Below are 25,490 nucleotides of genomic sequence, written 5' to 3'. Positions count from 1 at the left end.
GCTTCCCCCGAACTTCTGGGGGATCTCATGACTACGGCTTTCATCCTGAGCACGCCCGCCCGGCCCGTCCCGCCCGTACGCCGGCGCGGCGCGGGGCCACGGCTCCGGTGGCTGCTCGTTCTCGGCTGGATCGCGCAGGTGGCGCTGCGGCTGTGGCTGAACCGCTACCACACCACGCCCGTGGCGAACCCGGACGAGACCGGCTACCTCCTGGCCGCCCGATGGCTCGCCGGCGGCGCGGGCGCCGATCTGTCCGGCTCGACCTTCTACCAGGCCGGGTACGCGCTGCTCCTCGTCCCGATCTTCTGGCTGACCTCCGACCCCTGGCTCGCGTACCGGCTGGCCGTCGGGGTGGGGGCGGTGGCGGCGGCGAGCGCGTACCCGGTGGCGTACGTGCTGCTGCGTCGGCTGGGCGTGAGCGGGCGGGCGGCGCTGGTCCTGGCGTTCGTGGCGGGGCTGTCGCCCGCACTGGTGGTGTTCTCCGGGTACGCGCTGGCGGACGCCGTCCTGCCGGTGGTCGTGCTGGGGTGGCTGGTCGCGCTGCACGACCTGGTCGCGGACGGGCCCGGGCGGCGGCGGGTCCTGGCCGGGCTGGGGGCGGGCGGGCTGGCGGCGTACGCGATGGCCGTGCACCTGCGGGGGACCGTGATCGTGGCGGTGTGCCTGCTCGTGGCGGTCACGTTGTGGCGCAGGCTGCCGCGCGCCGCCCTGCTCGCGATACTGGCGAGCGCGGTCGCGGGCGCCGTGGCCGGGGACGTCCTCAACCGGGCGCTGCGGGCCGCGCTCTACCCCGGCGGCCCCCGTGATCTGTCGGGGCTGCTGGTGGAACGGCTCACGAGCCTGGAGGGGCAGGCGTGGGCGCTGTCCGGAGCGGCCGGGCAGCTCTGGTATCTCATCGCCGGCACGTGGGGGCTGGCGGGTGTGGGGATGGCGGGCGCGGTGACCCTGCTCGCGCGGCGCCGGGCACCGCTCGCGCCGCGCGTCCTGGCGGGGGCGCTGCTGCTGCTGACGCTCGGCATCGCGTACGCGTCCTCGGCCGCCCTGCCGGACGAGCACCGGGTCGGCAACTTCGCCTACGGCCGCTACCTGGCGTGCGTCGCGGTGGCGTGGACGCTGGCGGGCCTCCTCACCCTGCTACGCGCGAGGCGGCTCCCGGCCGGGCCTGCGCGTCCGGCACCGACCGGGATCGGGCTTCCCGCGCCGGCCGCCGGTCGGCGGGCAGGGTGGCGCGGGCTTGGGCGTCCAGCGGCGGCAGGCGGCCGGTGGGGTGGGCCGCTCCGGGTGGTGTGGCTGGTGGTGGTCGCTGCCGGGCTGCTCGCCGTGACCGGTGGGGTGACCGCCTGGTACGCGGGGGACCGGCTCCGGCGGCACGCGTTCATCGCCTTCGACTTCCCCGAAGTGATCTTCCTCACCCGGACGCCCGGCTCGCTCGACCTGGTCGCCGCCTCCCTGTCCGCCCTGGCACTGCTGGCCTGCCTGGCCGGCGCGACCCTGGTCCGCCGGCCCGGGATGCTCGCCGTCGGCGTCCTGGCCCTGGTCCAGGTGGCGTTCGTCGCCCACCTGGCGCCCGCCCCGCCCGCGCCGGGCCCCGACTGGCTGCCGGCGCCGTCGCCGCCCGGCCGGGTGGCGGTGGAGGAGGGAGTGAAGTGGAACGTCTGGGTCCCGCTGTCGTACCGCGTGTGGTGGACCCGGATCGAACGCTTCCGCGGCACCCCTCCCGAGGGCGTCTGCACCGCCGTCGTCCCGCAGGACGCCGGCCCGCCACCGGCGGGCTGGACCACCACCGGCGCCCGCCACGGCTGGGCCACCTGGTCGCGCTGCTAGCCGCCCTCGCCTGGTCGCGCTGCTCAGCCCCGCCTGGCCGCGTTACTCGGCCTCGCCCGGATGCCCGGCGTCCCAGCGGGCGCGGGCGTCCTCCATGGCGTCCTTGTGCTCGCGCGACCAGTCGGCCAGCCGCTGCACGGCCTCGGCGAGGCTGCGCCCCATCGGCGTCAGCCGGTACTCCACCTGCGGCGGGATCGTCGCGTACGCCGTGCGCTCGACCAGCCCGTCCCGGCACAGCCGCCGCGTCGTCAGCGTCAGCATCCGCTGCGAGATGCCCGGCACCGCCCGGTGCAGCTCCCTGAACCGCCGCACCCCCTTCGCCAGCTCCACCATCACCAGCACCGTCCACTTGTCGCCGATGCGGTCGAGGACGTCCCTGATGCCGCAGTCGTCGTCCCCGCACGGCCCCGCGGCCTGGGGGGTTACCTCCGTGTGCGCGACTGACATGAGAGTGCCTCCTTACGGCGAGCGCGGGGCCTCGCCCATGCTTGGGTTCGTTTCACCTGGCAGATCCACATTAGGGGGACCCATGATTGTCGTGACAGGCGTGTCCGGGGCACTGGGCGGAGCGATCTTCGGCGGGCTGCGGGTCGCCGCCGGGACGGCGGTGGCGGGGGCCAGCAGCTCGGGCGGCGGCGCCGGGGTGCGGCACGCCGACTTCGACCGGCCGGAGACGCTGGAGCGGGCGTTCGAGGGGGCGCGGGTGCTGGTGTTCGTGTCCGCCGGGTACGCCGAGGACGACGTCGTGCTCGCCCGGCACGGCGCGGTCGTACGGGCGGCGGCCGCGGCGGGCGTCGAGCACGTGATCTACACCAGCCTGGCCGGCTCGGGTGAGCGGCTCACGATCGCCCTGCCCCACCGGTGGACCGAGGCGCGGCTGGCCGAGGCGCCCTTCGATGTCACGGTGCTGCGCAACGCCCTGTACGCCGAGATCCCCGCCGGGCTGGCACTGGCCGGCGTTCCGGCGGCGGCGGAGAGCGGGGTGTTCGCGGCGCCTCTCGGCACCGGGCGGGTGTCGGTGGCGGCCAGGGAGGACCTGGCCGCCGTGGCCGTGCGCGTGGCGGCCGAGGCCTGGCAGGACGTCGCCTCGGGCGGGGCGCGGCGGCACGCGGGCAGGACGTACGAGCTGGAGGGCGTGAGCGCGGTCGGCGGGCACGACCTGGCGGAGGTGCTCTCCGAGGTGCTGGGGCGGCCCGTCGCCTACCGTCCGGTGCCGCTGCGGGAGGCGCGGGCGGGGCTGGCCGGGCTGGAGGCGTACCAGGCGGGGCACACGATCTCGACCTTCTCCAACATCGGAGCCGGCCTGCTGGAGGCCGGGGGCGGCGATCTGCCGGCGTTCCTGGACGCGCCCCGGCCTGCCCGCGACCTGATCGCGGCGGTCGTACGAACGGGTGTCAGCTCTGCCCGTTGACCTCTGCCACGTCCGGAGGCTTCGGGGCCGCGCGCCTGCCGTAAGCGGCGGCCACCACCATCCCCACGGCCTGCGCCAGCCCGCCTGCCAGCAGCAGCCAGGCCGTGTACGGCTGCCACGCGGGCAGCCCGGCGAGGAAGTCGGGGGAGTCGTACAGGCCGGCCAGCAGCTCGACGGGATTGAACAGCGCGACCCCGAACCCCAGCGCGTACGGGACGATGAGCACCCCCGACACGACGAGGATCAGCGTCCGCCCGCGCCGCTCCCGCAGCAGGAGCACCCCGAACGCCAGGTAGGCCACCGCCACGGCGCCCACGACCATCGCGGTCCACCAGGTCAGCCGCCACGTGTCCACGCCCAGCGAGGTCAGCCCCGACTCGTCGATCCTGCCGCCCTCCCAGGCGGGGCCGGCGGTCTGCGCGCGTACCGCCGCCCGGATGGCCAGGTGGCCCGCGCCCGCGTACGCCGCCGCCAGCACCGGCCCCAGAGCCAGCAGTACGAGCCCCACCGGGCGACCGCTTCCCGCCATCCGCGCTCCCTTCCCGTGGCGGTTCCCGTGGGACAGCTTCTCAGAAGGATCAGGGCACTCTCCACGCGAAAGGGTGCAGAGCGGGCTCGCGCTAGCCGAGGCTGCGCAGGCCGGAGATGGCGACCTCGGCCGCGCGGCGCGCGTTGCCCAGGATGTCCTCCAGCGACTGCTCCTCCTCCAGGGTGGACATGACGCCCAGCTTGACGGCCCCGATCAGCGCGCCCACCGCCGCGGCGGCGTCCACCCGCGTCAGCTCGGGGAACGCGTCGTGCAGCGCCACGGCGAGCTTGAGCTGGGTGTCGAACAGCAGGTGCAGCGCCCGCGCCTGCAGGGCGGGCTCCGTGAGGATCAGCCGCACCCGCAGCACCGCGTCCTCGCTCGTGAGGTCCTGGTAGGCGACGGCCTGCTCGAAGCTCTCCTCGACGATCCTCATCAGCACGCCGGTCACGGTCTCGTCGGGCCGCCTGCCCTCCATCACCCTGAGCGCCAGGTCCAGCCGGGTCTTGGTGTCGTAGAAGACCACGTCCTCCTTGCCGGCGAAGTAGCTGAAGAACGTGCGGGTCGACACGTCGGCCTGCTCCGCGATCTCCGCGAGCGTGGTCTCCTCGAAGCCCTGCTCCTGGAACAGCCGCAGCGCCGCCTCGATGAGCGCCTGGCGCGTGCGTTGCTTCTTGCGTTCCCGGAGCCCTTCCACCATGCCGGAACTATACTGCACGTCCTAATTGTTTTCATCCATTGAAATTTTGCATCCAATGATGTTTTCTGGGAGTGAGAGTTCGGAAGGAGCGGAACATGTCAGAACTGACCCTGCCCACCGCCCGCCAGCGCCCGCTCGACCCGCCCGACGAAGTCACCGCGCTGCGACAACAGGGCACGATCCACCGCATGACGTACGCCGACGGTCACCAGGGCTGGCTCGTGACCGGCCACGCGGCGGCCAGAGCGGTGCTCGCGAGCCCGTACTTCAGCAACCGGCCGGAGCACATGCACCCGCCGATCCCGTCCGCCAGGATGGAGCTGGCGACCCAGCCGGAGAAGCTGCGCGTGCCGCCCGGGTTCTTCCTGCGCATGGACCCGCCCGACCACACGCGCTTCCGCAGGCTGCTGACCGGGCAGTTCACGGTGCGGCGGATGAAGATGCTGGAGCCCCGGATCGAGGAGATCACCGGCGCCTGCCTCGACGCCATGGAGGCCGCGGGGCCGCCCGTGGACCTCGTCCAGGAGTTCGCGCTGCCGATCCCGTCGCTGGTGATCTGCGAGCTGCTCGGCGTGCCGTACGGGGAACGCGCGCAGTTCCAGGCCGACACCAAGGTCCTGGCCAGCCTCGAGAGCAAGGCGGACGACGCGATCGCGGCGCTCGGGAGTATCTCGGCCTACCTCTACGGGCTCGTCCAGCGCAAGCGCAAGGAGCCCGGCGACGACCTGCTCAGCGGGCTCATCGAGAGCGGCGAGCTGAGCGACGAGGACCTCACCGGGGTCGGGGTCCTGCTGCTCATCGCGGGGCACGAGACGACCGCCAACATGCTGGGGCTGGGGACGTACGCGCTGCTCACGAACCCCGACCAGCTCGCCGCCATGCGCGACGACCCCTCCGTGGTGGACAACGGCGTCGAGGAACTGCTGCGCCACCTCACGATCATCCATCTCGGGCCGATGCGCTCCGCGCTGGAGGACGTGGAGATCGAGGGCGTCACGATCAAGGCCGGTGAGACCGTCTCCATCCACCTGCCCGCCGTCAACCGTGACCCCGCCCGCTTCGACGACGCCGAGCGGCTCGACGTCACCCGGCCCGCCGGCGGGCACCTGACGTTCGGGCACGGCATCCACCAGTGCCTCGGCCAGCAGCTCGCCCGCGCGGAGATGCGCATCGCCTACCCTGCGCTGCTGCGCCGGTTCCCTGGCCTACGCTTGGCGGTAACACCCGAGGAGGTGCCGATGCGCTCGGACATGAGTATTTACGGAGTGCACCGCCTCCCTGTCACTTGGTAGGTCGCGATGGAAATCAAGGCAGATACGACGGTGTGCATCGGTGCGGGCATGTGCGCGCTGACGGTGCCGAAGGTGTTCGACCAGAGCGAGGACGAAGGCACTGTCGTCCTGCTGCAGGACGAACCGCCGCAGGAGCTGGAGGAGGCCGTGCGCCGGGCCGTGACCCTCTGCCCGTCCGGGGCGATCTCGGTCTCCTGACGCGGGCCCGCGCCTTGACACTGCCCTGACAGCACCATCCCGCCGTCGCCGCATCCGAACCGCGGCGGCGGCTCTTTCGTCTGCGCCGCCTCGAACCGGACGGCTTCCGCCGCGTGTCGTTCCTTTCACTTCATGGTCATCGAACCTATGTTCGTGGATCGGTTGACAACGGGGCGTGATCGAAATTATGTTCGACCTAGTGACGGCGAGGCTCGCGGCTCAACGTCACCAGGACCTGGTCGCGGGCCGTTCGCTTCCCCAAGCGAGCCCCGTGGCCAGGTTCCCGGGCGAAGGGTGCGTCCTCGTCGTCGGCGGAGACGAGTGGGCGTGTCCTGGCCGGACGGGGAGAGGGGAAGCTCCTCGTCCGGCCTGCCCGGCGGAAATGTCGGTGGCGTCTGCGATTGTTGGCTCCATCGGCGCAGAAGCCGGACGCCGCCCACGACTCCAGAGGAGGCGCGCAAGATGGCACCACGGCCTAGAGACACGCCCGGGCCCCGGCTGTCGCCTGCGGTTCGGGCACACCTGACCGATTCACGTTCGTGCCTGGCGGAGGCGACCGGCGCTCGCACCCCGGCATCCCGATACGTGGCCGCCCACCTGGCGGCCCTGCGAGCGGCAGCGGCGATCCTCGCCGCCCACCCCCGCCCCACGGAGGGCCGCCGCCGGCGGCTCCGCAGCGCCTGGGACCTGCTGCCCGAGGCCGAGCCCGAGCTGGCGCAGTGGGCGGCCTACTTCGCGATGACCGCCGCCAAGCGCGCCGCCGCCGAGGCGGGGATGGTGCGCCGGATCAGCGCGGCGGACGCGGACGAGATCCTGGCGGAGGCGGAGACGTTCGTCTCGACCGTCGAGGGCATCCTCGGGGTCCCTAGCCAGCCGCAACTGCCGGTGGACGTGCCACTGGCGGGGTGACGGCCACCCTTCGGAGGTGATCCCGCGGCCGGTGAGGGGCTGCGGAGGGGTTGCCGCCTTGCGTCCCTGTGCCGGCGGTCGGGTCACGACGCGCCCTGACCCGCGCCGGGTCGCGCACTGCTCGGACGATGGGCCGCGCCGGTCGGACGCCGCAGCGCGGTCGACGCGCGCGTCCTGTTCGACCTCGCCTTGCCCGGCACGTGGTGCGGTTCGGTGGCTTGTTCGTGGTGCGAGGCTTCTGTGCCGCCATCCGACGCCGACGTTGCGCCGCGACCTGGTCCCGCCTGCGCGCTGCCACTCGACGTCGCTGCAGGTGGCCTTGGGTGTCACCCGCCTGGCGGCCCCGGGTGTGACGCGGGTGGACATGCCGATGGGCTCGCCGGAGTGCGGCGAGCCCTCGGTTGGAGCGGGCGACCAAAAAACCACGGCCTCGGGGCCGCGAAGCCCCGGGACCCGGACGACCTCAGGACGTCAGAACGACTCCACGGCCCGGCGGGCCTCGGCGTCGAGGACGCCCCAGCTGATGAGCTCCTCGGTCAGCTCGCTCGGCGACTTGTCGTAGATCACCGCCAGGGAGCGCAGGTCCTCCTGGCGGATCGACAGCACCTTGCCGTTGTAGTCGCCACGCTGGCTCTGGATGGTGGCGGCGTACCTGGCCAGGGCGCCGGCCTTCTCCTTCGGCAGGGTCGCGAGCCGCTCCAGGTCGATCACAAGCTTGGGCGTCGGCCCGAGCGGGCTGGGGGCGGCTCCGCCCGGCAGCAGCTCGGATACGGGCACCCCGTAGAAGTCGGCAAGCTCGGCAAGCTTCTGCACGGTCACCGCTCGGTCGCCACGCTCATAGGAGCCAACGACTACGGCTTTCCACCTGCCACGCGACTTCTCTTCGACTCCATGCAGGGACAGGCCCTGCTGGGTGCGGATGGCGCGGAGTCGTGCACCCAGCGACTTTGCGTACTCAGACGGCATCGTGTGGCCCCCCGGCTCTCGTATGTATCGCTCTCAGTAGATTGTGCTCCCTTGCGGCGTATGCCCGGGCCACCGGGGGGTCTGGTGCCTGGGTCGGCACCATCGGTAGCCATGGCTCTGGGTTTACCCCATAACGCCGCGCGGTGTGGTTACGCACAGTGACGGTAAAGGGGTGGACGCCTAAGGTCAAGCTGATTGGAAAAAAGATGCCGAATCCGATCCGGTAGGGATCGCCACAATCGCCCCTCATGTCCCACTGGCAACGATGACTTCGTCAGGTTTTGACGAGAAATTCCGGCGGTCAGGGCTCTCGAGTGAGAATCATGACAGGGCAGGTCGAGGCCCGGACGATCTTGATCGAGGTGTCCCCGAGGAAGACCCGCCTGAGTGGCCCGGTGTCGCTGGAAGCGCATATGATCATCTCGCCGGGCAGCCACGAGGTCGTCCCGAGTGCCTGGGCCACGTTGCGGCCCTCCAGCACCTCGACCTCGACGGGCCGCCCACCGGCACGTCTCGCCGGTCGCCGGCCCCGCACCGCCGCGTGGAGGTCGGCCGCCGCCTGGTCGCGCAGGCGTACGAGCATCTCCTCCTCGATCCTCGCCCGCCTGCCGCTGCTGATCACCAGCGTGACCAGGCGCAGCGGCACGCCGAGCGTCGCGGCCGTCCGCGCCGCGTCCGTGACCGCCGCGTCGCAGCCGGGGCCGCGGCGGTAGGCGACGGTGAGGCGGTCGATGGCGGCCGGCGGCCCGTCGCCGTAGCCGCGCGGGGCGAGCAGGACGGGGACGGAGGACGAGTGCAGGAGCTGGTCGGCCGTGCTGCCCACCGAGATGCGCCCCCTGCCGCCCCCTGGTGCCGAGCCGATCACCACGACGTCCGCGCCACGCCTGCGCGCCAGCTCCACCAGCCCGCGCCCGCTGCCCCTGTGGGAGTGCGCGAGATATTCAACCTCTCCGCGGGTCGCCCCAGCAGACTCGGCCGCCGGTCCGGCGTGTTCGGCTATCAGGTCACGGGCCTGGGCGAGCGTGGCGTCGGCCTGCTCGCGCAGGTAGGCGCGCCAGGCGCTCTCCTCGGCCCTGGCGGGGCCGGGGGTGGAGCGGGCGGGCGGCTGCACGGTCGCCACCGTCAGCCGCGCGTGCGCCTGCCCCGCCAGCAGTACGGCCAGCGCCAGCCCGTCCCGCCCCCGGGACCCGGGAACGTATCCGGCCAGCACGTCGTCGAGCCTCATTCAGCGCACCTCGGCATTCAGCCGCGAATGGCCATAGCCGTACAGGAAGTAACAGATCAGCCCCGCGAGCATCCACAGCCCGAACGCCAGCCAGGTCACCCCGGCCAGCCCCGCCATGACCACGACGCACATGATCGCGCCCAGCACCGGCGTGACGGGGAACAGCGGCGTGCGGAAGCCGCGCGGCAGCTCGGGGCTGCGGTAGCGCAGCACGAGCACGCCGACGTTGACGATGGCGAAGGCGAACAGCGTGCCGATGCTGGTCGCCTCGGCGAGCTGCCCGAGCGGCACCAGCCCGGCCAGCACGGAGATGAACGCGGCCACGATGAGGGTGTTGGCGATCGGCACCTGCCGGCGGGGGTTGACCCTCTGGAAGACGCGGGGGATGAGCCCGTCGCGGGACATCGCGAACAGGATGCGGGTCTGCCCGTAGATGACCGTGAGCACGACACTGGCGATGGCGACGACCGCGCCGAAGGAGACGATCAGGCCGGGCCAGGTGGCGCCCACGGCCAGGTCCGCGATGTACGACAGGCTCGCCTCGGTACGGCCGGGGTCGAACGCGGTCCACGGCATCGCGCCGACGGCGGCCAGCGCCACGAGCACGTAGACGGCCGTCACGATGGCCAGCGACAGGATGATCGCCAGCGGCAGGTCCCGCTTGGGGTTCCTGGCCTCCTCACCGGCGGTGGAGGCGGCGTCGAAGCCGATGTAGGAGAAGAAGACCTGCGAGGCCGCGGCCGTGATGCCGGCCACGCCCATGGGGGCGAACGGCGCGAGGTTCCCCGACCGGAAGGCCGTGAACGTCACCACGCAGAAGAACAGCAGCACCGCGATCTTGATGAGCACGAAGAAGGCGTTCGCCCTGGCGCTCTCGGAGGCCCCGTACAGCAGCAGCCACGTGGCCAGCAGGACGATGACGATGGCGGTGACGTTCACCACGCCGCCGTCCTGGCCGGGGGAGCGGGTGATGGCCTCGGGCAGCGTGAAGCCGAACAGCGCGCGCAGGAACGAGTTCAGGTACTCGCCCCAGCCGACGGCCACGGCCGCCACGGAGACGGCGTACTCCAGCATCAGGCACCAGCCGCAGATCCAGGCCACGAGCTCGCCCAGCGTCGCGTACGCGTAGGAGTAGGACGAGCCGGACACCGGGATCGTGCCGGCCAGCTCGGCGTACGACAGCGCGGAGAACAGCGCCGTGACCGCCGCCAGCACGAACGCCATCACCACCGCGGGCCCCGCCTTGGGCACCGCCTGCCCGAGGATCACGAAGATCCCGGTGCCCAGCGTCGCGCCGACGCTGAACAGCGTGAGCTGCCACAGCGACATCGTGCGCCGCAGCTCGCCGCCCTCGCCGTGACCGCCCTCGGCCACGATGCGCTCGGTGGGCTTGGTCCGGAGGAGCCGCCGGGCCAGCGTCATCGGACACCCCCTACAACGTGCTCGTCAGCGGCCACCGGCCGTTGGGTGTGACGATGGTGCCCGCCGTGCCGCCGAGTATGCGCTCGGCGTCCTCCAGCCTGCCGATGGCCGCCATGTCGCCGGTCGTCTCCACGAACCTGCAGACCGCCTCCACCTTCGGCCCCATCGACCCGGCGGGGAAGTCGAGCGCGCGCAGCTCGTGCGGGGTGGTGTGGCCGATCTCGCTCTGGTGCGGCGTGCCGAAGGCCCGCATGACGCGCGGCACGTCGGTGAGGCTGAGGAACGCGTCGCAGTCCAGCGCCTCGGCCAGCATCGCGGTGGTGAGGTCCTTGTCGACCACGCCCTCCACGCCGGTCAGCCGGCCGCGCTCGTCGCGTACGACGGGGACCCCGCCGCCGCCCGCGCACACCACGATCACGCCCTCGCCCACCATCCGCCGGATCAGCCGGGTCTCGACCACGCGCTGCGGGGCCGGTGACGGCACGACCCGCCGCCAGAGCCGGCCGTCCTGCCGCACCGTCCAGCCGTGCTCGGCGGCCAGCTTCTCGGCCTCCTCCTGCTCGTAGACCTGGCCGACGAACTTCGCCGGCTCCGCGAAGGCCGGGTCGACCGCCGACACCAGCGTCTGCGTCACCATGGCCAGCACCTGCCTGCCGGGCAGCGCGTTCTGCAGGGCCTGCTGCATCCAGTAGCCGATCAGGCCCTGCGTCTGCGCGCCGAGCGCGTCGAACGGGTACGGCCCGCTCAGCTCGGGGTCGGCGGCGCTCTGCATGGCCAGCAGGCCCACCTGCGGGCCGTTGCCGTGGGTGATGACCAGCTCGTGCTCGGCCGCCAGCCTGGCGAGCGCCCTGGCGGCCGCGCGCACGTTGGCGAGCTGTACGTCCGCGTCGGGCCGCTGCCCGCGCCGCAGCACCGCGTTGCCGCCCAGCGCCACGATGACCCGCATGTCAGTCTCCCAGCGTCGCGACCATGACGGCCTTGATGGTGTGCAGCCGGTTCCCGGCCTGCTCGAAGACGATCGAGCGCGGCGACTCGAAGACGCTCTCGGTCACCTCCAGCGCGTCGAGCCCGGTCTTGTCGTAGAGGTCGCGCCCGACCTCGGTCTCCCTGTTGTGGAAGGCGGGCAGGCAGTGCATGAACCGCACCGAAGGGTTGCCGGTGGCCCGGACCACCGCGTCGTTCACCTGGTACGGCAGCAGCAGCTTGATCCGCTCCTGCCACATCTCGGCCGGCTCGCCCATCGACACCCACACGTCGGTGTAGAGGAAGTCCACGCCCCTGACGCCCTTGCCCAGGTCGTCGGTGACGGTGATCCTGGCCCCGGTGCCGGCCGCCAGCTTCTCGGCCGGCCCGGCGGCCAGCTCCGGATCGGGCCACAGGGCCCTGGGCGCGACCAGGCGTACGTCCATGCCGAGCAGCGCCCCCGTGACCAGCAGCGAGTGCCCCATGTTGTTGCGCGCGTCGCCCAGGTAGGCGAACGACACCTCGCGCAGCGGGCGGTCGCTGTGCTCGCGCATGGTCAGCATGTCGGCCAGCGTCTGCGTGGGATGCCACTCGTCGGTCAGCCCGTTCCACACGGGCACCCCCGACAGGGCCGCCAGCTCCTCGGCGTGGGCCTGCCTGGAGCCGCGGTACTCGATGCCGTCGAACATCCGGCCCAGCACCCGCGCGGTGTCGCCGACCGACTCCTTGTGCCCGAGCTGGGCGCCGGCCGGGTCCAGGCACGTGACGTGCGCGCCCTGGTCGCGGGCGGCCACCTCGAACGCGCAGCGCGTCCGCGTGGAGGTCTTCTCGAAGATCAGCGCGAGGTTCCTGCCCCGCAGCCGCTGCCGCTCGGCCCCGGCGTGCCTGGCGGCCTTCAGCTCCGCCGACAGCCGCAGCAGGAAGCCGAACTCCTCCTGGGTGAAGTCCAGCTCCTTGAGAAAGCTGCGGCCCCGCAGGTCCACCGCCATGTGTCGTCCCCCTAGACGGCGTCGCGCTCCAGCGGGCAGCTCATGCACCGCGGCCCGCCGCGCCCCCTGCCGAGCTCGCTGCCCCTGATCGTGATCACCTCGATGCCGTTGTCGCGCAGGTAGTTGTTGGTGGTCGCGTTGCGCTCGTAGGCCACGACCACGCCGGGCTCCAGCGCCAGCCCGTTGCAGCCGTCGTCCCACTGCTCCCGCTCGGCGGCGTAGACGTCCTGGGTGGGAGTCAGGACCTTGATGTCGGGCAGGTCGAGTGCGTGCGCGATGGCCTTGTGCATGTCCTCGGGCGGGTGGTCGGTGACCTTGAGCTCCTTGGACGTCTCGCCCGGCTCGATCGTGTACGCCGGCAGCATGCCCAGGCCGGCGTACTTGGTGAACACGCCCACGTCGAGCATGGTCATCACCGTGTCGAGATGCATGAACGCCCGCGCCTTCGGCATGTCGAGCGCCACGATCCGCCGCGCGGACCCGGCGCTGAACAGCCGCTGCGCCAGCATCTCGACGGCCTGCGGCTGGGTGCGCTCGCTCATCCCGACCAGCACCGCGCCGCGCCCGATGACCAGCACGTCGCCGCCCTCCATGGTGGCGGGGGCCACCGACTGGCCGGGCATCCAGCAGTGGTACCCGCCCTGCCCCGGCCTGCCGAAGCCGCTGGCGAACGTCGGGTGGTACATGTAGACGGCCTCCATGTTGACCGTCTCCCGCATGCGGGCCTTCTTCTTCATCGCGTTGATCGACACGCCGTCGTAGATCCAGCACGAGGTGTCCCGCGTGAACAGGTGGTTCGGCAGCGGCGGCAGGATGAAGTCGTCCTCGCCGGTGGCGTGGAAGGTCACCGCCTTGGGGTCGCAGCCCATCGAGACCAGCTCGCGCTTGGTGATGCCGCCGGTCAGGTAGACCTGCAGGGTGGCGGAGTCCATCCCGTCGAGCGTGTTGCGGATGTCGTCGATGGCGACCGGGCCGAGCCAGCGCTCGTCGATGACCGCGTCGAGGATGTGCTTGCGGGCCTCCGGGATGTCGACGGTCTCCCTGAGCAGGTCCGCCAGCAGGTGCACGCGGATGCCGCGGTCCGTCAGCACCTGCTGGAACTCCTCGTGCTCCTCGATCGCCCGCTGCACCCAGAGCACGTCGTCGAAGAGGAACGCGTCCTTGCTGGTGGGGGTCAGCCGCTTCAGCGCCAGGTCGGGCTTGTGCAGCAGGACCTGCCGCAGGTGCCCTACCTCGGAATCGACATGGAACGTCATCTGTCCTGTATCCCCCTCCAGGAAGCGGAAGTCACGCCCGACTCCCGCCTCGCGCGCCGGGTAGACGTGCCCCGCGCGGGCCGTCCCGACACGGCGCGGCGCGGGAAATTACCTGATCCAGGAGATCGCCCTGATCCGCGACCGCGCCGTCGCTCCCCGTACGGGCACCACGGGAGGGCACTCGCGTTGTACCTGGTAGCCCCTGGTACTGTGTGTCCCGACCAACACCCTTTTAAGACCCGTCCCGTGAGGCGGGAAAGGTGGTGAGCTTCGCCATGTCCGCACCTGCGGGTGATTCCAGGGCCGTCCTGGAAGCCCCGGACATCCACCGGGCGCTGACCCGGATCGCGCACGAGATCCTCGAGCGCACCAAGGGCGCCGGCGACGTCGTCCTCCTCGGCATCCCGACCCGCGGCGCCACGCTGGCCCGCCGGCTCGGTGACCGCATCGAGCAGTTCGAAGGCGTCAAGATCCCCGTCGGCTCGATCGACATCACGATGTACCGCGACGACCTGCGGCGCGGGCCCGTGCGCCCGCTCGGCCCCACCGAGCTGCCGCCCGACGGCATCGACGGCAGGGTCGTGGTGCTCGTCGACGACGTCCTCTACTCCGGCCGCACCGTGCGCGCCGCGCTGGACGCGCTCAACGACCTCGGCCGCCCCACCGCCGTGCAGCTCGCCACGCTGGTCGACCGCGGCCACCGCGAGCTGCCCATCCGCGCCGACTACGTCGGCAAGAACCTGCCGACGGCCAAGAGCGAGAAGGTCAAGGTCTACCTGCAGGAGATCGACGGCCGCGACGCCGTCCTGCTGATGAAGGGGGGCGCCAAGTGAAGCGGCACCTGATCTCCGCCGGAGACCTGACCCGGGACGACGCGCTGCTCATCCTCGACACCGCCGAGGAGCTGGCGAGGGTCTCGGAACGTTCCATCAAGAAGCTGCCCACGCTGCGCGGGCGCACGGTGGTCAACCTGTTCTTCGAGGACTCCACGCGCACGCGGATCTCGTTCGAGGCGGCGGCCAAGCGGCTGTCCGCCGACGTGATCAACTTCTCGGCCAAGGGGTCGAGCGTGTCCAAGGGCGAGTCGCTCAAGGACACCGCGCTCACCCTGGAGGCCATGGGCGCCGACGCGGTCGTCATCCGCCACGGCTCCTCCGGCGCGCCGCACCGCCTGGCCAACTGGGTGCGCGGCAGCGTCGTCAACGCCGGCGACGGCACCCACGAGCACCCCACGCAGGCGCTGCTCGATGCCTTCTCCATGCGCCGCCGCCTGGGCAGCCTGGAGGGCCGCAGGGTCACGATCGTCGGCGACGTGCTGCACAGCCGCGTCGCCCGCTCCAACGTGCTGCTGCTGCACACGCTCGGCGCCGAGGTCACCCTGGTCGCGCCGCCCACGCTGCTGCCCGTCTCGGTCGGCACCTGGCCGTGCGAGGTGTCCTACGACCTCGACGCGGTGCTGCCCAAGTCCGACGCGGTGATGATGCTGCGGGTGCAGAAGGAGCGGATGAACGCCGCGTACTTCCCCAGCGAGCGCGAGTACTCCCGCCGCTACGGCCTCGACAGGGACCGGTTCGCGAAGATGCCCGACGAGGCGATCGTCATGCATCCGGGGCCGATGAACCGGGGTATGGAGATCGCCGCCGAGGTGGCCGACTCGGCGCGATCCACGATCGTCGAACAGGTCGCCAACGGCGTGACCATCCGCATGGCCGTCCTGTACCTGCTGCTCGGGGGAGAGACCGCATGATCATTCGCAACGTGAGGATCCTGGGCGCGGAGCCCGCCGACATCCGGGTCGAGAACGGCGCGATCGCCGAGATCGGGCCCGGCCTGGCAGGCGACGACACGCTCGACGGCGCGGGCGCGATCGCGCTGCCCGGCCTCGTGGACCTGCACACGCACCTGCGCGAGCCCGGCCGCGAGGACGCCGAGACCGTGCAGACCGGCACCCAGTCGGCCGCCCGCGGCGGCTACACCGCCGTGCACGCCATGGCCAACACCTCGCCCGTCGCCGACACCGCCGGCGTGGTCGAGCAGGTGTGGCGGCTGGGCCGCGAGTTCGCCCACTGCGACGTGCACCCGGTCGGCGCCGTCACCGTCGGGCTGGAGGGCAGGCAGCTCGCCGAGCTGGGCGCGATGGCCGACTCGGCCGCCCGCGTGCGCGTCTTCTCCGACGACGGCAAGTGCGTGGACGACGCGGTGCTGATGCGCCGCGCCCTGGAGTACGTCAAGGCGTTCGACGGCGTCATCGCCCAGCACGCCCAGGAGCCCAGGCTCACCGCCGGCGCCCAGATGAACGAGGGCGTCATCTCCGGCAGGCTCGGCCTGACCGGCTGGCCCGCGGTCGCGGAGGAGGCGATCATCGCCCGCGACTGCCTCCTGGCCGCCCACGTCGGCTCCCGGCTGCACATCTGCCACGTCTCCACGGCCGGCTCTGTCGAGATCATCCGCTGGGCCAAGTCCAAGGGCTGGAACATCACCGCCGAGGTGACCCCCCACCACCTGCTCCTCACCGACGACCTCGTGGAGGAGTCGCCGGTGGGCGCCTACAACCCGATCTACAAGGTCAACCCGCCGCTGCGCACCCGCGCGGACGTCGAGGCGCTGCGCGCCGCCCTGGCCGACGGCACGATCGACATCGTGGCCACCGACCACGCGCCCCACCCGGTCGAGGACAAGGAGACCGAGTGGTCGGCCGCGGCCATGGGCATGGTCGGCCTGGAGACCGCGCTCAGCGTGGTCCAGGAGGCCATGGTCGAGACCGGCCTGCTCGACTGGGCGGGCGTCGCCCAGCGCATGTCCGTCGTGCCCGCCCGCATCGGGCGGCTCGGCGGCCAGGGGCAGCCGCTGGAAGTGGGCGCCCCGGCCAACATCACGCTGTACGACCCGTCCGTGCGGACGAAGGTGGACCCGTCCGCCTTCGCCTCCAAGAGCCGGAACACCCCGTACGAGGGGATGACGCTGCCCGGCAGGGTAGTGGCCACGTTCCTGCGCGGCAGGCCGACCGTTCTCGAAGGGAAGCTGGTTTGAACACTGCGGTGCTCGTCCTGGAAGACGGCCGCGTCTTCCACGGAACTCCATACGGCGCCGAAGGCGAGACGTTCGGCGAAATGGTCTTCAACACCGGCATGACCGGCTACCAGGAGACCCTCACGGACCCCTCCTACCACCGGCAGATCGTCGCCATGACGGCGCCGCACATCGGCAACACCGGCGTCAACGACGAGGACCCTGAGTCCCGGTGTGTCTGGGTGGCCGGCTACGTCGTGCGCGAGCCGTCCAGGGTGGTCTCCAACTGGCGGGCCAACCGCTCGCTCGACGACTACCTCAAGGAGCAGGGCGTCGTCGGGATCGCGATCTCCGGCACCCGGGCGCTCACCCGCCACCTGCGCGAGCGCGGCGCCATGCGCGCCGGCATCTTCAGCGCGGCGTCGGCGCCGGTCGAGGAGCTCGTCGAGCGCGTGCGGCAGTCGCCCCCGATGGAGGGCGCCGACCTGGCGCGCGAGGTCGCCACGGGCGAGACGTACGTCGTCCCGGCGATCGGCGAGAAGCGGTTCACGGTCGCGGCCGTGGACCTCGGCATCAAGGGCATGACCCCGCACCGGATGGCCGAGCGCGGCTGCGAGGTGCACGTGCTGTCGGCCGACGCCACCTACGAGCAGATCATGGCGGTCCGGCCCGACGGCGTGTTCTTCTCCAACGGGCCGGGCGACCCCGCCACCGCCGACGTGTCGGCGCTGCGCGGGGTGCTGGAGGCGAAGGTGCCGTTCTTCGGGATCTGCTTCGGCAACCAGCTCTTCGGGCGGGCCCTGGGGCTGTCCACGTACAAGCTGCGCTACGGCCACCGCGGCGTCAACCAGCCGGTGCAGGACGTGCGCACCGGGAAGGTGGAGATCTCCGCGCACAACCACGGGTTCGCGGTGGAGGCGCCGCTCGGCGGGCCGTTCGAGACCCCGTACGGGCAGGCCGAGGTGAGCCACGTCAACCTCAACGACCGCTGCGTGGAGGGGCTGCGGCTGCTCGACGGCCGCGCCTTCAGCGTCCAGTACCACCCGGAGGCCGCCGCCGGCCCACACGACGCCGCCTATCTCTTCGACGAGTTCTGCGAGGTCATGACCCGTGCCAAAGCGTGAGGACATCCAGTCGGTCCTGGTGATCGGCTCGGGGCCGATCGTGATCGGCCAGGCGTGCGAGTTCGACTACTCGGGCACCCAGGCGTGCCGCGTGCTGCGGGCCGAGGGCTTCCGCGTGATCCTGGTCAACAGCAACCCCGCCACGATCATGACGGACCCGGAGTTCGCCGACGCCACGTACGTCGAGCCGATCACCCCCGAGTTCGTCGAGAAGATCATCGCCAAGGAGCGGCCCGACGCGCTGCTGCCCACGCTGGGCGGCCAGACCGCGCTCAACACCGCCGTGGCGCTGCACGAGTCGGGCGTGCTGGACAAGTACGAGGTCGAGCTGATCGGCGCCGACTTCGACGCGATCCAGGCGGGCGAGAACCGCGAGAAGTTCAAGGACATCGTCGCCAAGGTCGCCCGCGAGCACGGCCTCAACGCCGAGTCCGCCAAGTCCGTCATCTGCCACACCATGGACGAGTGCCTGGCCGCCGCGGGCGAGCTGGGTTACCCGCTGGTCGTGCGGCCCTCGTTCACCATGGGCGGCGCCGGCTCCGGCTTCGCGTACACGGAGGAGGACCTGCGCCGCATCGCCGGCGCGGGGCTCGACGCCTCCCCGACCACCGAGGTGCTCCTGGAGGAGTCGATCCTCGGCTGGAAGGAGTACGAGCTGGAGGTCATGCGCGACAAGGCCGACAACGTCGTCATCGTGTGCTCCATCGAGAACATCGACCCGATGGGCGTGCACACCGGCGACAGCGTCACCGTGGCGCCCGCGCTGACCCTGACCGACCGCGAGTACCAGAACATGCGCGACGTCGCCATCGCGGTCATCCGCGAGGTCGGCGTCGACACCGGCGGCTGCAACATCCAGTTCGCGGTGGACCCGCGCACCGGACGCATGATCGTCATCGAGATGAACCCGCGCGTGTCGCGCTCCTCGGCGCTGGCCTCCAAGGCCACCGGCTTCCCGATCGCCAAGATCGCGGCCAAGCTGGCCATCGGCTACACGCTCGACGAGATCCCCAACGACATCACCAAGGAGACCCCGGCCTCCTTCGAGCCGACGCTCGACTACATCGTGGTGAAGGTGCCGCGCTTCGCGTTCGAGAAGTTCAGGGGCGCCGACCAGACGCTCACCACGCACATGAAGTCGGTGGGCGAGGCCATGGCCATCGGCCGCTCGTTCCCCGAGGCGCTGCAGAAGGCGCTGCGCTCGCTGGAGAAGAAGGGCTCCTCCTTCACCTGGGCCGGCGACGTGGAGCCCAAGGACGAGCTGCTGGCGGCCTGCCGCACCCCGCACGACGGCCGGCTGCGCACGATGCAGCAGGCCATCAGGGCCGGCGCCACGCCGGAGGAGCTGTACGAGGCCACCAGCGTGGACCCGTGGTTCATCGACCAGCTCTTCCTGCTGCACGAGGAGGCCCAGGCGGTCGCCGCGGCCGACGACCTGACCGCCGAGGTGCTCGGGCGGGCCAAGCACCTCGGGTTCAGCGACCTGCAGCTCGGCGAGATCCGCGGCATCGACGAGGCCAGGGTGCGCGACCTGCGGCACGCGCTGGGGCTGCGGCCGGTCTACAACACGGTCGACACCTGCGCCGCCGAGTTCGCCGCCAGGACGCCCTACCTCTACTCCACCTACGACGAGGAGACCGAGGTCCCCACGGGGGAGCGGCAGAAGGTCATCATCCTCGGCTCCGGGCCCAACCGCATCGGGCAGGGCATCGAGTTCGACTACGCGTGCGTGCACGCCTCGTTCGAGCTGTCGCGGGCCGGGTTCGAGACCGTCATGGTCAACTGCAACCCCGAGACCGTCTCCACCGACTACGACACCTCCGACCGGCTCTACTTCGAGCCGCTCACGCTGGAGGACGTCCTGGAGGTCGTGCACGCCGAGCAGCAGACGGGCCCGGTCGCGGGCGTGATCGTGCAGCTCGGCGGCCAGACGCCGCTGGGGCTCGCGCAGGCGCTCAAGGACGCCGGCGTGCCCGTGGTCGGCACCTCGCCCGAGTCCATCCACCTGGCCGAGGAGCGCGGCGCGTTCGGGCGGGTGCTGGCCGAGGCGGGGCTGCCCGCGCCCAAGCACGGCACCGCGCTGACCGTCTCGGAGGCGCTGGAGATCGCGGGCGAGATCGGCTACCCCGTGCTCGTACGGCCCTCGTACGTGCTCGGCGGGGCCGGCATGGCCATCGTGTACGACGACGAGACGCTGAGCCGGTACATGGCGGCCCAGGAGGGCGGCCACCCGGTGCTGGTGGACAAGTTCCTGGACGAGGCCATCGAGATCGACGTGGACGCCCTCTACGACGGCGAGGAGCTGTTCCTGGGCGGCGTCATGGAGCACATCGAGGAGGCCGGCATCCACTCCGGCGACTCGGCGTGCGCCCTGCCGCCGATCACGCTCGGCGGGGCCGACATCAAGGCCATCCGCGCCGCCACCCGGGCCATCGCCGCCGGCGTGGGCGTGCGCGGCCTGCTGAACGTCCAGTACGCCATGTCCGCCGGCATCCTGTACGTCCTGGAGGCCAACCCGCGCGCCAGCCGTACGGTGCCGTTCGTGTCCAAGGCCACCGGCACGCCGCTGGCCAAGGCGGCGGCCAGGGTGATGCTCGGCGCGTCGATCGCCTCGCTGCGCGAGGAGGGCATGCTGCCCGCCGAGGGCGACGGCGGCACGCTGCCCCTCGACGCGTCGATCGCGGTCAAGGAGGCGGTGCTGCCGTTCAACCGCTTCCGCGGCGTGGACATCGTCCTGGGGCCCGAGATGCGCTCCACGGGCGAGGTCATGGGCATCGACGAGTTCTTCGGCATCGCCTACGCCAAGTCGCAGGCGGGCGCGTACGGGCAGCTCCCGACCAAGGGACGCGCGTTCGTATCCGTGGCCAACAGGGACAAGCGTGCGATGATCTTCCCTGTGAAGGCGCTCGCGGATCTCGGATTCGAGATCCTGGCCACCGAGGGGACGGCCGAGGTGCTGCGCCGCAACGGCGTCCATGCCAAGATCGTGCGAAAGCACAGCGAGGGGACTGGTCCCGGAGGTGAGCCCACGAGCGTGCAGGCCATTCTCGACGGAGAGGTCGACCTGATCGTCAACACGCCTTTCGGCAGCCCCGGCCAGTCGGGGCCGCGGCTCGACGGCTACGAGATCCGCACGGCCGCGGTGCTGCGCGGCATCCCGTGCATCACCACGGTCTCGGGCCTGGCCGCCGCCGCGGCGGGCATCCAGGCGATCGTACGCGGCGACGTCGGCGTACGGTCTCTCCAGGAGCACGCACAGGCACTCCGGGGCTGACCCCGCACGGGAGGTGAAGACGTCTGGCCGGCACACCGGTGCAGGTGACGGGCACGGTGCTGACGACGCGCCGGGTCGACGCCTACCATGCGCTGACGGTGGTGGCGCCCGGCATCGCCGAGCGTTACCGCCCCGGCCACTTCGTCTCCGTGGCGGTGGGCGGGCCGTACACGTCGATGGTGACGCGCCGCGCGCTGTCGATCCACGACGTGAAGTCCGACTACGGCGGCACGGTGGAGCTCGTCTTCACCGTCCGCGGGTCCGGCACGGCCTGGCTCGCCGAGCGGCGCGCCCGTGACACGCTCGACCTGGTCGGGCCGCTCGGGCGGCCGTTCCCGCTGCCGCGCGACCCCGTCCACTGCGTGCTGGTCGGCTCCGAGTACGGCTCCGCCGTGCTGTTCCCGCTGGCCGACGCGCTGCTGGCGCGGGGCTGCCGGGTGGACTTCGTGCTCGGCGGCGCCGGGGCCGAGCGGGTGTTCGGCGCGATGCGGGCCCGCAGGATCGCCGAGACGACGACGCTGACCACCGAGGACGGCTCGCTGGGGCTGCGCGGCAAGGTCACCGACGCGCTGCCCTCGGTGATCGCCGACACGCGCGCCGACGCCGTGTACGCCTGCGCGCCCATGGAGACGCTGCGGGCGGTGACGGCGGTGGCGATGGAGTTCGACATCCCCGTGCAGGTGGCGGTCGAGGAGGCCATGGCCTGCGGGATCGGGGTGTGCATGACGTGCGTGCTGCCCGTCATCGGCGACGACGGCGCGACCAGGATGGTCAGGGCGTGCGCGGAGGGGCCGGTGTTCCGGGGGGAGCGGGTGCGCTTCGAGGACGTGGGAACGATCCCGTTCGACGCGCTCGGCGCCCCCGGAGGCGGTGCACGACATGTCAGTTGATATGCGGACATTTCTGGCGCATGTGGAGCTCGCGAACCCCATCACCACCGCCGCCGGCTGCGCCTCCTCGGGTCGGGAGCTGGCCCAGTTCTTCGACCTGCACCGGCTCGGCGCGCTGACCACCCGCTCGATCACCATGGCCCCGCGCGCGGGCCGGCCCACGCCGCGCATGGCCGAGACGCCCTCGGGCATGCTCAACGCCGTCGGGCTGCAGGGGCCGGGCATCGAGGCGTTCCTGGAGCGCGAGCTGCCCTGGCTGGCCCAGCGCGGCATCAAGACCATCGTCTCGATCGGCGGCGGCACCGTCGCCGAGTACTCCGAGCTGGCCCGCAGGCTCGCCGACGCGCCCGGGGTGACCGCGCTGGAGGTCAACCTCTCCTGCCCGAACATGGAGGACCGCGGGCGCGTCTTCGCCCGCGAGGGCAGCGCGGCGGCCGAGGTGATCGCCTCCGTGCGCTCCATCATGCGCTACGACGTGCCCGTCGTCGCGAAGCTCGCGCCCGACGTGGCCGACATCGTCTCCGTCGCGCGCGCCTGCGTGGACGCCGGGGCCGACGCGCTGTCCATGATCAACAATCCGCTGGGCATGGCCATCGACACCGAGGCGCTGCGGCCCTCGCTCGCCGCCGTCACCGGCGGGCTGTCGGGGCCGGCCATCCTGCCGCTGGCCGTACGGTGCGTCTGGCAGGTGCACGCGGCACTGCCCGGAGTGCCCCTGATAGGTGTCGGCGGCGTCATGACGGGCAGGGACGCCTTCCAGCTCGTCCTGGCGGGCGCCTGCGCGGTCGGAGTGGGCACGGCGCTGTTCCACGACCCCTACGCCTGCCTGCGCATCGAACGCGAGCTGGAGGAGCTCCTGAGGGCCCGCGGCTTCCAGCGGCTGGCCGACGCCGTCGGGCTGGCTCACCGACCGCCGGGGAGCGCGCCCCGGCACCTGCTGGTCGACACCGAGGAGAGCACGCCTTGACTCCCGAATCCCTGGAGAGCACGTCTTGAGTCCCGAATCCTTGGGGAGCACGTCTTGAGTCCCGAAGTCCTGGAGAGCACGTCTTGACCCCCGCACCGATCGCCGTCGCTCTCGACGCTCCCGACCTGGAGACCGCCGCCCGGTGGGCCGCCCTCGTGACGCCGCACGTCAGCACGGTCAAGGTGGGCCTGGAGCTCTACCTGCGCTACGGGCCCGACGTGATCGCCTCCGTGCGCGGGGCCAGCGGCGTACGCGTGTTCCTCGACCTCAAGCTGCACGACATCCCCAACACCGTGGCCGGGGCCGCGCGGGCGGTGGCGCGGCTGCGGCCCTCGATCCTGACCGTGCACGCCGCCGGCGGGCCCGCCATGATCAGGGCGGCCGTGGCGGCCGCGCCGCACACCCAGATCGCCGCCGTGACCGTCCTGACCTCCCTCACCGAGGGCGACCTGGAGCGCATCGGGCTCACCGGGCCGGCCGACTCCGCCGTGCGCCGCCTGGCAGCGCTGTCGGTCGAGTCGGGCGCCACGGCGCTCGTGTGCTCGCCCAACGAGGTCTCGGCGGTGCGCGCCGAGGTGGGCGAGGAGATCACGCTCATCACGCCCGGCGTGCGGCCCACCGGGGCCGCCACGCAGGACCAGATGCGCGTCGCCACGCCCGAGCAGGCCCTGGCGGACGGCGCCGACCTGCTCGTGATCGGACGGCCCATCACGGGCTCGCCCGACCCGGGAGCGGCGGCCGCGGCCATCGCCGCCTCGCTCCGCCGCGCCACCTGAGGCACACGCCACCCGAGGCTCACGCCCCCGAGGCTCACGCTGCCCGGCGCGCCGCTTGGGGCGCAGGCGGCCCGGCGCGCGCCGCCTGAGGCGCGCCGTGCGGGCATGCGCCGCCCGCCGCCACGCACCACGCCTGCCGGGCCCCGCTTACAAGATCGTAATGCATCCGCGGGTGATCACGTGACAGGTTTCGGCCCTGGTGCGGGCGGGGTTTCGGACATCGGTGCGCGGCGAGATCATGAGCCCCCTTGCGTTTCGCGACACCGGCGCGAGCCGACGCGCGAAGGGGGAAGTGAGGGCGATTTGATCAGCACAATGTGATTTTACGAACACGCAGAGTGATGAAGTGGATTTTGTGGCGAGAGAAACCGCTCTTGACGTTGCTTAGGGGGCGATGACCAGCTAGTTTCCCTTCCCGTCCGAGTACATCGACAGAAATTCGAGGTGACCCGGCGTGGCTCTTCCTCCCCTGACCCCTGAGCAGCGCGCCGCAGCTTTGGAAAAGGCTGCCAAGGCCCGTAAAGAGCGTGCCGAGGTCAAGAACCGGCTCAAGCATGGCGCGGTTTCTCTGGCTGAGGTGCTCAAGGATGGGCAGACCGACGACGTCATCGGCAAGATGAAGGTGTCGGCACTGTTGGAATCGCTCCCCGGCGTGGGCAAGGTCCGCGCCAAGCAGCTCATGGAGCGGCTTGCCATCGCCGAGTCCCGCCGCGTGCGGGGCCTCGGCGCGAACCAGAGGGCCTCCCTCGAGCGCGAGTTCGGTGGCAACGAGAGCTAATCTCTGTTCCACACGAAAGCGCAGGTTCAACGGGGGGTAGGAAGTGACCGACAGGTCCTGGTCCGGCGAAGTCAGTGCCCACGAGGCGGTCGGACCGGAAGTGGAAGTCGACTTCCCGCCCTTGATCGAACGGCGGCTGACGGTCCTCTCAGGGCCGTCGGGCGTCGGCAAGTCCACGGTCGTCGCCGAGCTCCGGCGGGCGCACCCCCAGGTGTGGCTGTCGGTCTCGGTGACCACCAGGAGGCCCCGGCCCGGCGAGGTCAACGGGGTCCACTACTTCTTCGTCGACGGCGAGGAGTTCGACCGGCTCGTGGAGTCGGGCGAGCTGCTCGAGTGGGCGGAGTTCGCGGGCAACCGCTACGGCACCCCGCGCGAGCCGGTGCTGAAGAAGCTCGCCGACGGCGTGCCGACCCTGCTCGAGATCGACCTCGAGGGTGCCAGGCAGGTGCGCAGGAGCATGCCCGAGGCGCTGCTGGTGTTCCTGGCCCCGCCCACCTGGGAGGAGCTGGAGAAGCGGCTGCGCGGGCGCGGCACCGAGCCCGAGGACGTCATCGCGCGCCGGCTGGCGGCCGGGCGGGTCGAGATGGCCGCCGAGTCGGAGTTCGACCTGACGCTGGTGAACACAAGTGTCCAAGACGTGTGCCACCGGCTGATAGCCTTGATGACTGACCCTCAGGGGGTCACGACAACCACCAACCGAGAGGTCTGACATCGTGGCAGGCACCACCCCGGCCGCGGAGGGCATCACCAACCCGCCGATCGACGCGCTGCTCGACATCGTCGACAGCAAGTACTCCCTGGTGATCATGGGTGCCAAGCGCGCTCGCCAGATCAACGCCTACTACTCCCAGCTCGGCGAGGGCCTGCTGGAGTACGTCGGGCCGCTGGTCGAGACGCACGCCCAGGAGAAGCCGCTGTCCATCGCGCTGCGAGAGGTCTCCGAGGGCCTGCTCAACGCCGAGCCCATCGAAGGCGCGGCCTGACCCCTTCG

At 71.7% G+C, this 25,490-nt stretch carries 25 protein-coding genes; 16 read left to right on the top strand and 9 right to left on the bottom strand.

Annotated features, from left to right (window positions below; translation table 11 throughout):
• Positions 1-27: 27 nt before the first annotated feature.
• A complete protein-coding gene (locus HD593_RS38210; protein ID WP_185106769.1) occupies positions 28-1,824 on the top strand; it encodes a hypothetical protein in 1,797 nt (598 codons plus the stop codon).
• A gap of 42 nt (positions 1,825-1,866) precedes the next feature.
• On the opposite strand, the gene HD593_RS38205 is transcribed toward HD593_RS38210, so the two are convergent.
• Complete coding sequence (locus HD593_RS38205; protein ID WP_185106768.1) at positions 1,867-2,271, bottom strand: winged helix-turn-helix transcriptional regulator; 405 nt, start codon at positions 2,269-2,271, stop codon at positions 1,867-1,869.
• 82 nt (positions 2,272-2,353) lie between these two features.
• Here HD593_RS38205 and HD593_RS38200 point away from each other — a divergent pair, with 82 nt between their 5' ends.
• Positions 2,354-3,235: a Rossmann-fold NAD(P)-binding domain-containing protein gene (locus HD593_RS38200; RefSeq protein WP_185106767.1), complete on the top strand. Its 882-nt coding sequence runs from the start codon at positions 2,354-2,356 to the stop codon at positions 3,233-3,235.
• Here the strand turns inward: HD593_RS38200 and HD593_RS38195 are convergent.
• On the bottom strand, positions 3,219-3,764 hold the full coding sequence (locus HD593_RS38195; RefSeq protein WP_185106766.1) for a hypothetical protein: 546 nt from the start codon (positions 3,762-3,764) through the stop codon (positions 3,219-3,221). The genes HD593_RS38200 and HD593_RS38195 overlap by 17 nt on opposite strands.
• A 91-nt stretch (positions 3,765-3,855) precedes the next feature.
• A complete protein-coding gene (locus tag HD593_RS38190; RefSeq protein WP_185106765.1) occupies positions 3,856-4,461 on the bottom strand; it encodes a TetR/AcrR family transcriptional regulator in 606 nt (201 codons plus the stop codon).
• 95 nt (positions 4,462-4,556) lie between these two features.
• Here HD593_RS38190 and HD593_RS38185 point away from each other — a divergent pair, with 95 nt between their 5' ends.
• The 3 genes from HD593_RS38185 to HD593_RS65310 all read left to right on the top strand — a co-directional run bounded on the left by HD593_RS38185 (position 4,557) and on the right by HD593_RS65310 (position 6,860).
• Positions 4,557-5,753, top strand: coding sequence for a cytochrome P450 (locus HD593_RS38185; RefSeq protein WP_185106764.1), 1,197 nt, complete (start codon positions 4,557-4,559; stop codon positions 5,751-5,753).
• A 6-nt stretch (positions 5,754-5,759) separates the two neighbouring features.
• On the top strand, positions 5,760-5,951 hold the full coding sequence (locus HD593_RS38180) for a ferredoxin (RefSeq protein WP_148434761.1): 192 nt from the start codon (positions 5,760-5,762) through the stop codon (positions 5,949-5,951).
• 585 nt (positions 5,952-6,536) lie between these two features.
• Positions 6,537-6,860 (top strand): SAV_6107 family HEPN domain-containing protein, encoded by a 324-nt coding sequence (locus HD593_RS65310; RefSeq protein ID WP_379478831.1) that lies wholly within the window; start codon positions 6,537-6,539, stop codon positions 6,858-6,860.
• A 471-nt stretch (positions 6,861-7,331) separates the two neighbouring features.
• On the opposite strand, the gene bldD is transcribed toward HD593_RS65310, so the two are convergent.
• The 6 genes from bldD to HD593_RS38145 all read right to left on the bottom strand — a co-directional run bounded on the left by bldD (position 7,332) and on the right by HD593_RS38145 (position 13,681).
• On the bottom strand, positions 7,332-7,826 hold the full coding sequence (gene bldD / locus HD593_RS38170) for a transcriptional regulator BldD (RefSeq protein WP_026214021.1): 495 nt from the start codon (positions 7,824-7,826) through the stop codon (positions 7,332-7,334).
• 301 nt (positions 7,827-8,127) lie between these two features.
• On the bottom strand, positions 8,128-9,051 hold the full coding sequence (locus HD593_RS38165) for a universal stress protein (RefSeq protein WP_185106762.1): 924 nt from the start codon (positions 9,049-9,051) through the stop codon (positions 8,128-8,130).
• Positions 9,052-10,473 carry an amino acid permease gene (locus tag HD593_RS38160; protein WP_185106761.1) on the bottom strand — a complete coding sequence of 474 codons (1,422 nt, stop codon included), beginning with the start codon at positions 10,471-10,473 and terminating at the stop codon, positions 9,052-9,054.
• Positions 10,474-10,483: 10 nt separating this feature from the next.
• A complete protein-coding gene (gene arcC, locus HD593_RS38155; protein ID WP_185106760.1) occupies positions 10,484-11,419 on the bottom strand; it encodes a carbamate kinase in 936 nt (311 codons plus the stop codon).
• Between the two features lies 1 nt (position 11,420).
• Positions 11,421-12,425 carry an ornithine carbamoyltransferase gene (argF, locus tag HD593_RS38150; protein WP_185106759.1) on the bottom strand — a complete coding sequence of 335 codons (1,005 nt, stop codon included), beginning with the start codon at positions 12,423-12,425 and terminating at the stop codon, positions 11,421-11,423.
• Positions 12,426-12,436: 11 nt separating this feature from the next.
• Positions 12,437-13,681, bottom strand: coding sequence for an arginine deiminase (locus tag HD593_RS38145; RefSeq protein WP_185106758.1), 1,245 nt, complete (start codon positions 13,679-13,681; stop codon positions 12,437-12,439).
• Positions 13,682-13,956: 275 nt separating this feature from the next.
• Here HD593_RS38145 and pyrR point away from each other — a divergent pair, with 275 nt between their 5' ends.
• From pyrR to rpoZ, 11 genes are all read left to right on the top strand, one after another.
• The gene (gene pyrR, locus HD593_RS38140) at positions 13,957-14,514 is read left to right on the top strand and encodes a bifunctional pyr operon transcriptional regulator/uracil phosphoribosyltransferase PyrR (RefSeq protein WP_185106757.1); all 558 of its coding nucleotides are present in this window, start codon (positions 13,957-13,959) and stop codon (positions 14,512-14,514) included.
• Positions 14,511-15,428: an aspartate carbamoyltransferase catalytic subunit gene (locus HD593_RS38135; protein WP_185106756.1), complete on the top strand. Its 918-nt coding sequence runs from the start codon at positions 14,511-14,513 to the stop codon at positions 15,426-15,428. Before pyrR ends, HD593_RS38135 begins: the two co-directional genes overlap by 4 nt.
• Entirely contained in the window at positions 15,425-16,711 is a 1,287-nt protein-coding gene (locus tag HD593_RS38130) for a dihydroorotase (RefSeq protein ID WP_185106755.1), read from the top strand. The genes HD593_RS38135 and HD593_RS38130 overlap by 4 nt, the downstream gene beginning before the upstream one ends.
• Positions 16,708-17,814 (top strand): glutamine-hydrolyzing carbamoyl-phosphate synthase small subunit, encoded by a 1,107-nt coding sequence (gene carA, locus HD593_RS38125; RefSeq protein WP_185106754.1) that lies wholly within the window; start codon positions 16,708-16,710, stop codon positions 17,812-17,814. The genes HD593_RS38130 and carA overlap by 4 nt, the downstream gene beginning before the upstream one ends.
• Positions 17,801-21,088 carry a carbamoyl-phosphate synthase large subunit gene (gene carB / locus HD593_RS38120; protein WP_185106753.1) on the top strand — a complete coding sequence of 1,096 codons (3,288 nt, stop codon included), beginning with the start codon at positions 17,801-17,803 and terminating at the stop codon, positions 21,086-21,088. The genes carA and carB overlap by 14 nt, the downstream gene beginning before the upstream one ends.
• A 38-nt stretch (positions 21,089-21,126) precedes the next feature.
• Positions 21,127-21,978 carry a dihydroorotate dehydrogenase electron transfer subunit gene (locus tag HD593_RS38115; RefSeq protein ID WP_312904000.1) on the top strand — a complete coding sequence of 284 codons (852 nt, stop codon included), beginning with the start codon at positions 21,127-21,129 and terminating at the stop codon, positions 21,976-21,978.
• Complete coding sequence (locus HD593_RS38110) at positions 21,968-22,945, top strand: dihydroorotate dehydrogenase (protein WP_052424271.1); 978 nt, start codon at positions 21,968-21,970, stop codon at positions 22,943-22,945. Before HD593_RS38115 ends, HD593_RS38110 begins: the two co-directional genes overlap by 11 nt.
• Before the next feature lie 83 nt (positions 22,946-23,028).
• Positions 23,029-23,721, top strand: a complete 693-nt coding sequence (gene pyrF / locus HD593_RS38105; RefSeq protein WP_185106752.1) for an orotidine-5'-phosphate decarboxylase — start codon at positions 23,029-23,031, stop codon at positions 23,719-23,721.
• A 454-nt stretch (positions 23,722-24,175) separates the two neighbouring features.
• Positions 24,176-24,499, top strand: coding sequence for an integration host factor, actinobacterial type (gene mihF / locus HD593_RS38100; protein ID WP_020541698.1), 324 nt, complete (start codon positions 24,176-24,178; stop codon positions 24,497-24,499).
• A 100-nt stretch (positions 24,500-24,599) separates the two neighbouring features.
• Entirely contained in the window at positions 24,600-25,208 is a 609-nt protein-coding gene (gene gmk, locus HD593_RS38095) for a guanylate kinase (protein ID WP_185106751.1), read from the top strand.
• A gap of 4 nt (positions 25,209-25,212) precedes the next feature.
• A complete protein-coding gene (gene rpoZ, locus HD593_RS38090) occupies positions 25,213-25,482 on the top strand; it encodes a DNA-directed RNA polymerase subunit omega (RefSeq protein ID WP_080041099.1) in 270 nt (89 codons plus the stop codon).
• Positions 25,483-25,490: the final 8 nt, after the last annotated feature.

It is taken from the genome of Nonomuraea rubra, assembly GCF_014207985.1.
GTDB lineage: Bacteria > Actinomycetota > Actinomycetes > Streptosporangiales > Streptosporangiaceae > Nonomuraea > Nonomuraea rubra.
Note: the sequence above shows the minus strand (reverse complement) of the source record. Positions and strands in the feature narration are given on the sequence as shown.

What these genes read in the sequence shown, in the direction of transcription:
- HD593_RS38110 (WP_052424271.1), top strand. Translation starts at nt 21,968, where the DNA reads ATGTCAGTTGATATGCGGACATTTCTGGCGCATGTGGAGCTCGCGAAC.
- HD593_RS38180 (WP_148434761.1), top strand. Translation starts at nt 5,760, where the DNA reads ATGGAAATCAAGGCAGATACGACGGTGTGCATCGGTGCGGGCATGTGC.
- bldD (WP_026214021.1), bottom strand. Translation starts at nt 7,826, where the DNA reads ATGCCGTCTGAGTACGCAAAGTCGCTGGGTGCACGACTCCGCGCCATC.
- HD593_RS38130 (WP_185106755.1), top strand. Translation starts at nt 15,425, where the DNA reads ATGATCATTCGCAACGTGAGGATCCTGGGCGCGGAGCCCGCCGACATC.
- HD593_RS38190 (WP_185106765.1), bottom strand. Translation starts at nt 4,461, where the DNA reads ATGGTGGAAGGGCTCCGGGAACGCAAGAAGCAACGCACGCGCCAGGCG.
- HD593_RS38160 (WP_185106761.1), bottom strand. Translation starts at nt 10,473, where the DNA reads ATGACGCTGGCCCGGCGGCTCCTCCGGACCAAGCCCACCGAGCGCATC.
- HD593_RS38145 (WP_185106758.1), bottom strand. Translation starts at nt 13,681, where the DNA reads ATGACGTTCCATGTCGATTCCGAGGTAGGGCACCTGCGGCAGGTCCTG.
- HD593_RS38185 (WP_185106764.1), top strand. Translation starts at nt 4,557, where the DNA reads ATGTCAGAACTGACCCTGCCCACCGCCCGCCAGCGCCCGCTCGACCCG.
- argF (WP_185106759.1), bottom strand. Translation starts at nt 12,425, where the DNA reads ATGGCGGTGGACCTGCGGGGCCGCAGCTTTCTCAAGGAGCTGGACTTC.
- pyrR (WP_185106757.1), top strand. Translation starts at nt 13,957, where the DNA reads ATGTCCGCACCTGCGGGTGATTCCAGGGCCGTCCTGGAAGCCCCGGAC.
- HD593_RS38200 (WP_185106767.1), top strand. Translation starts at nt 2,354, where the DNA reads ATGATTGTCGTGACAGGCGTGTCCGGGGCACTGGGCGGAGCGATCTTC.
- HD593_RS38210 (WP_185106769.1), top strand. Translation starts at nt 28, where the DNA reads ATGACTACGGCTTTCATCCTGAGCACGCCCGCCCGGCCCGTCCCGCCC.
- HD593_RS38195 (WP_185106766.1), bottom strand. Translation starts at nt 3,764, where the DNA reads ATGGCGGGAAGCGGTCGCCCGGTGGGGCTCGTACTGCTGGCTCTGGGG.
- HD593_RS38205 (WP_185106768.1), bottom strand. Translation starts at nt 2,271, where the DNA reads ATGTCAGTCGCGCACACGGAGGTAACCCCCCAGGCCGCGGGGCCGTGC.
- arcC (WP_185106760.1), bottom strand. Translation starts at nt 11,419, where the DNA reads ATGCGGGTCATCGTGGCGCTGGGCGGCAACGCGGTGCTGCGGCGCGGG.
- HD593_RS38165 (WP_185106762.1), bottom strand. Translation starts at nt 9,051, where the DNA reads ATGAGGCTCGACGACGTGCTGGCCGGATACGTTCCCGGGTCCCGGGGG.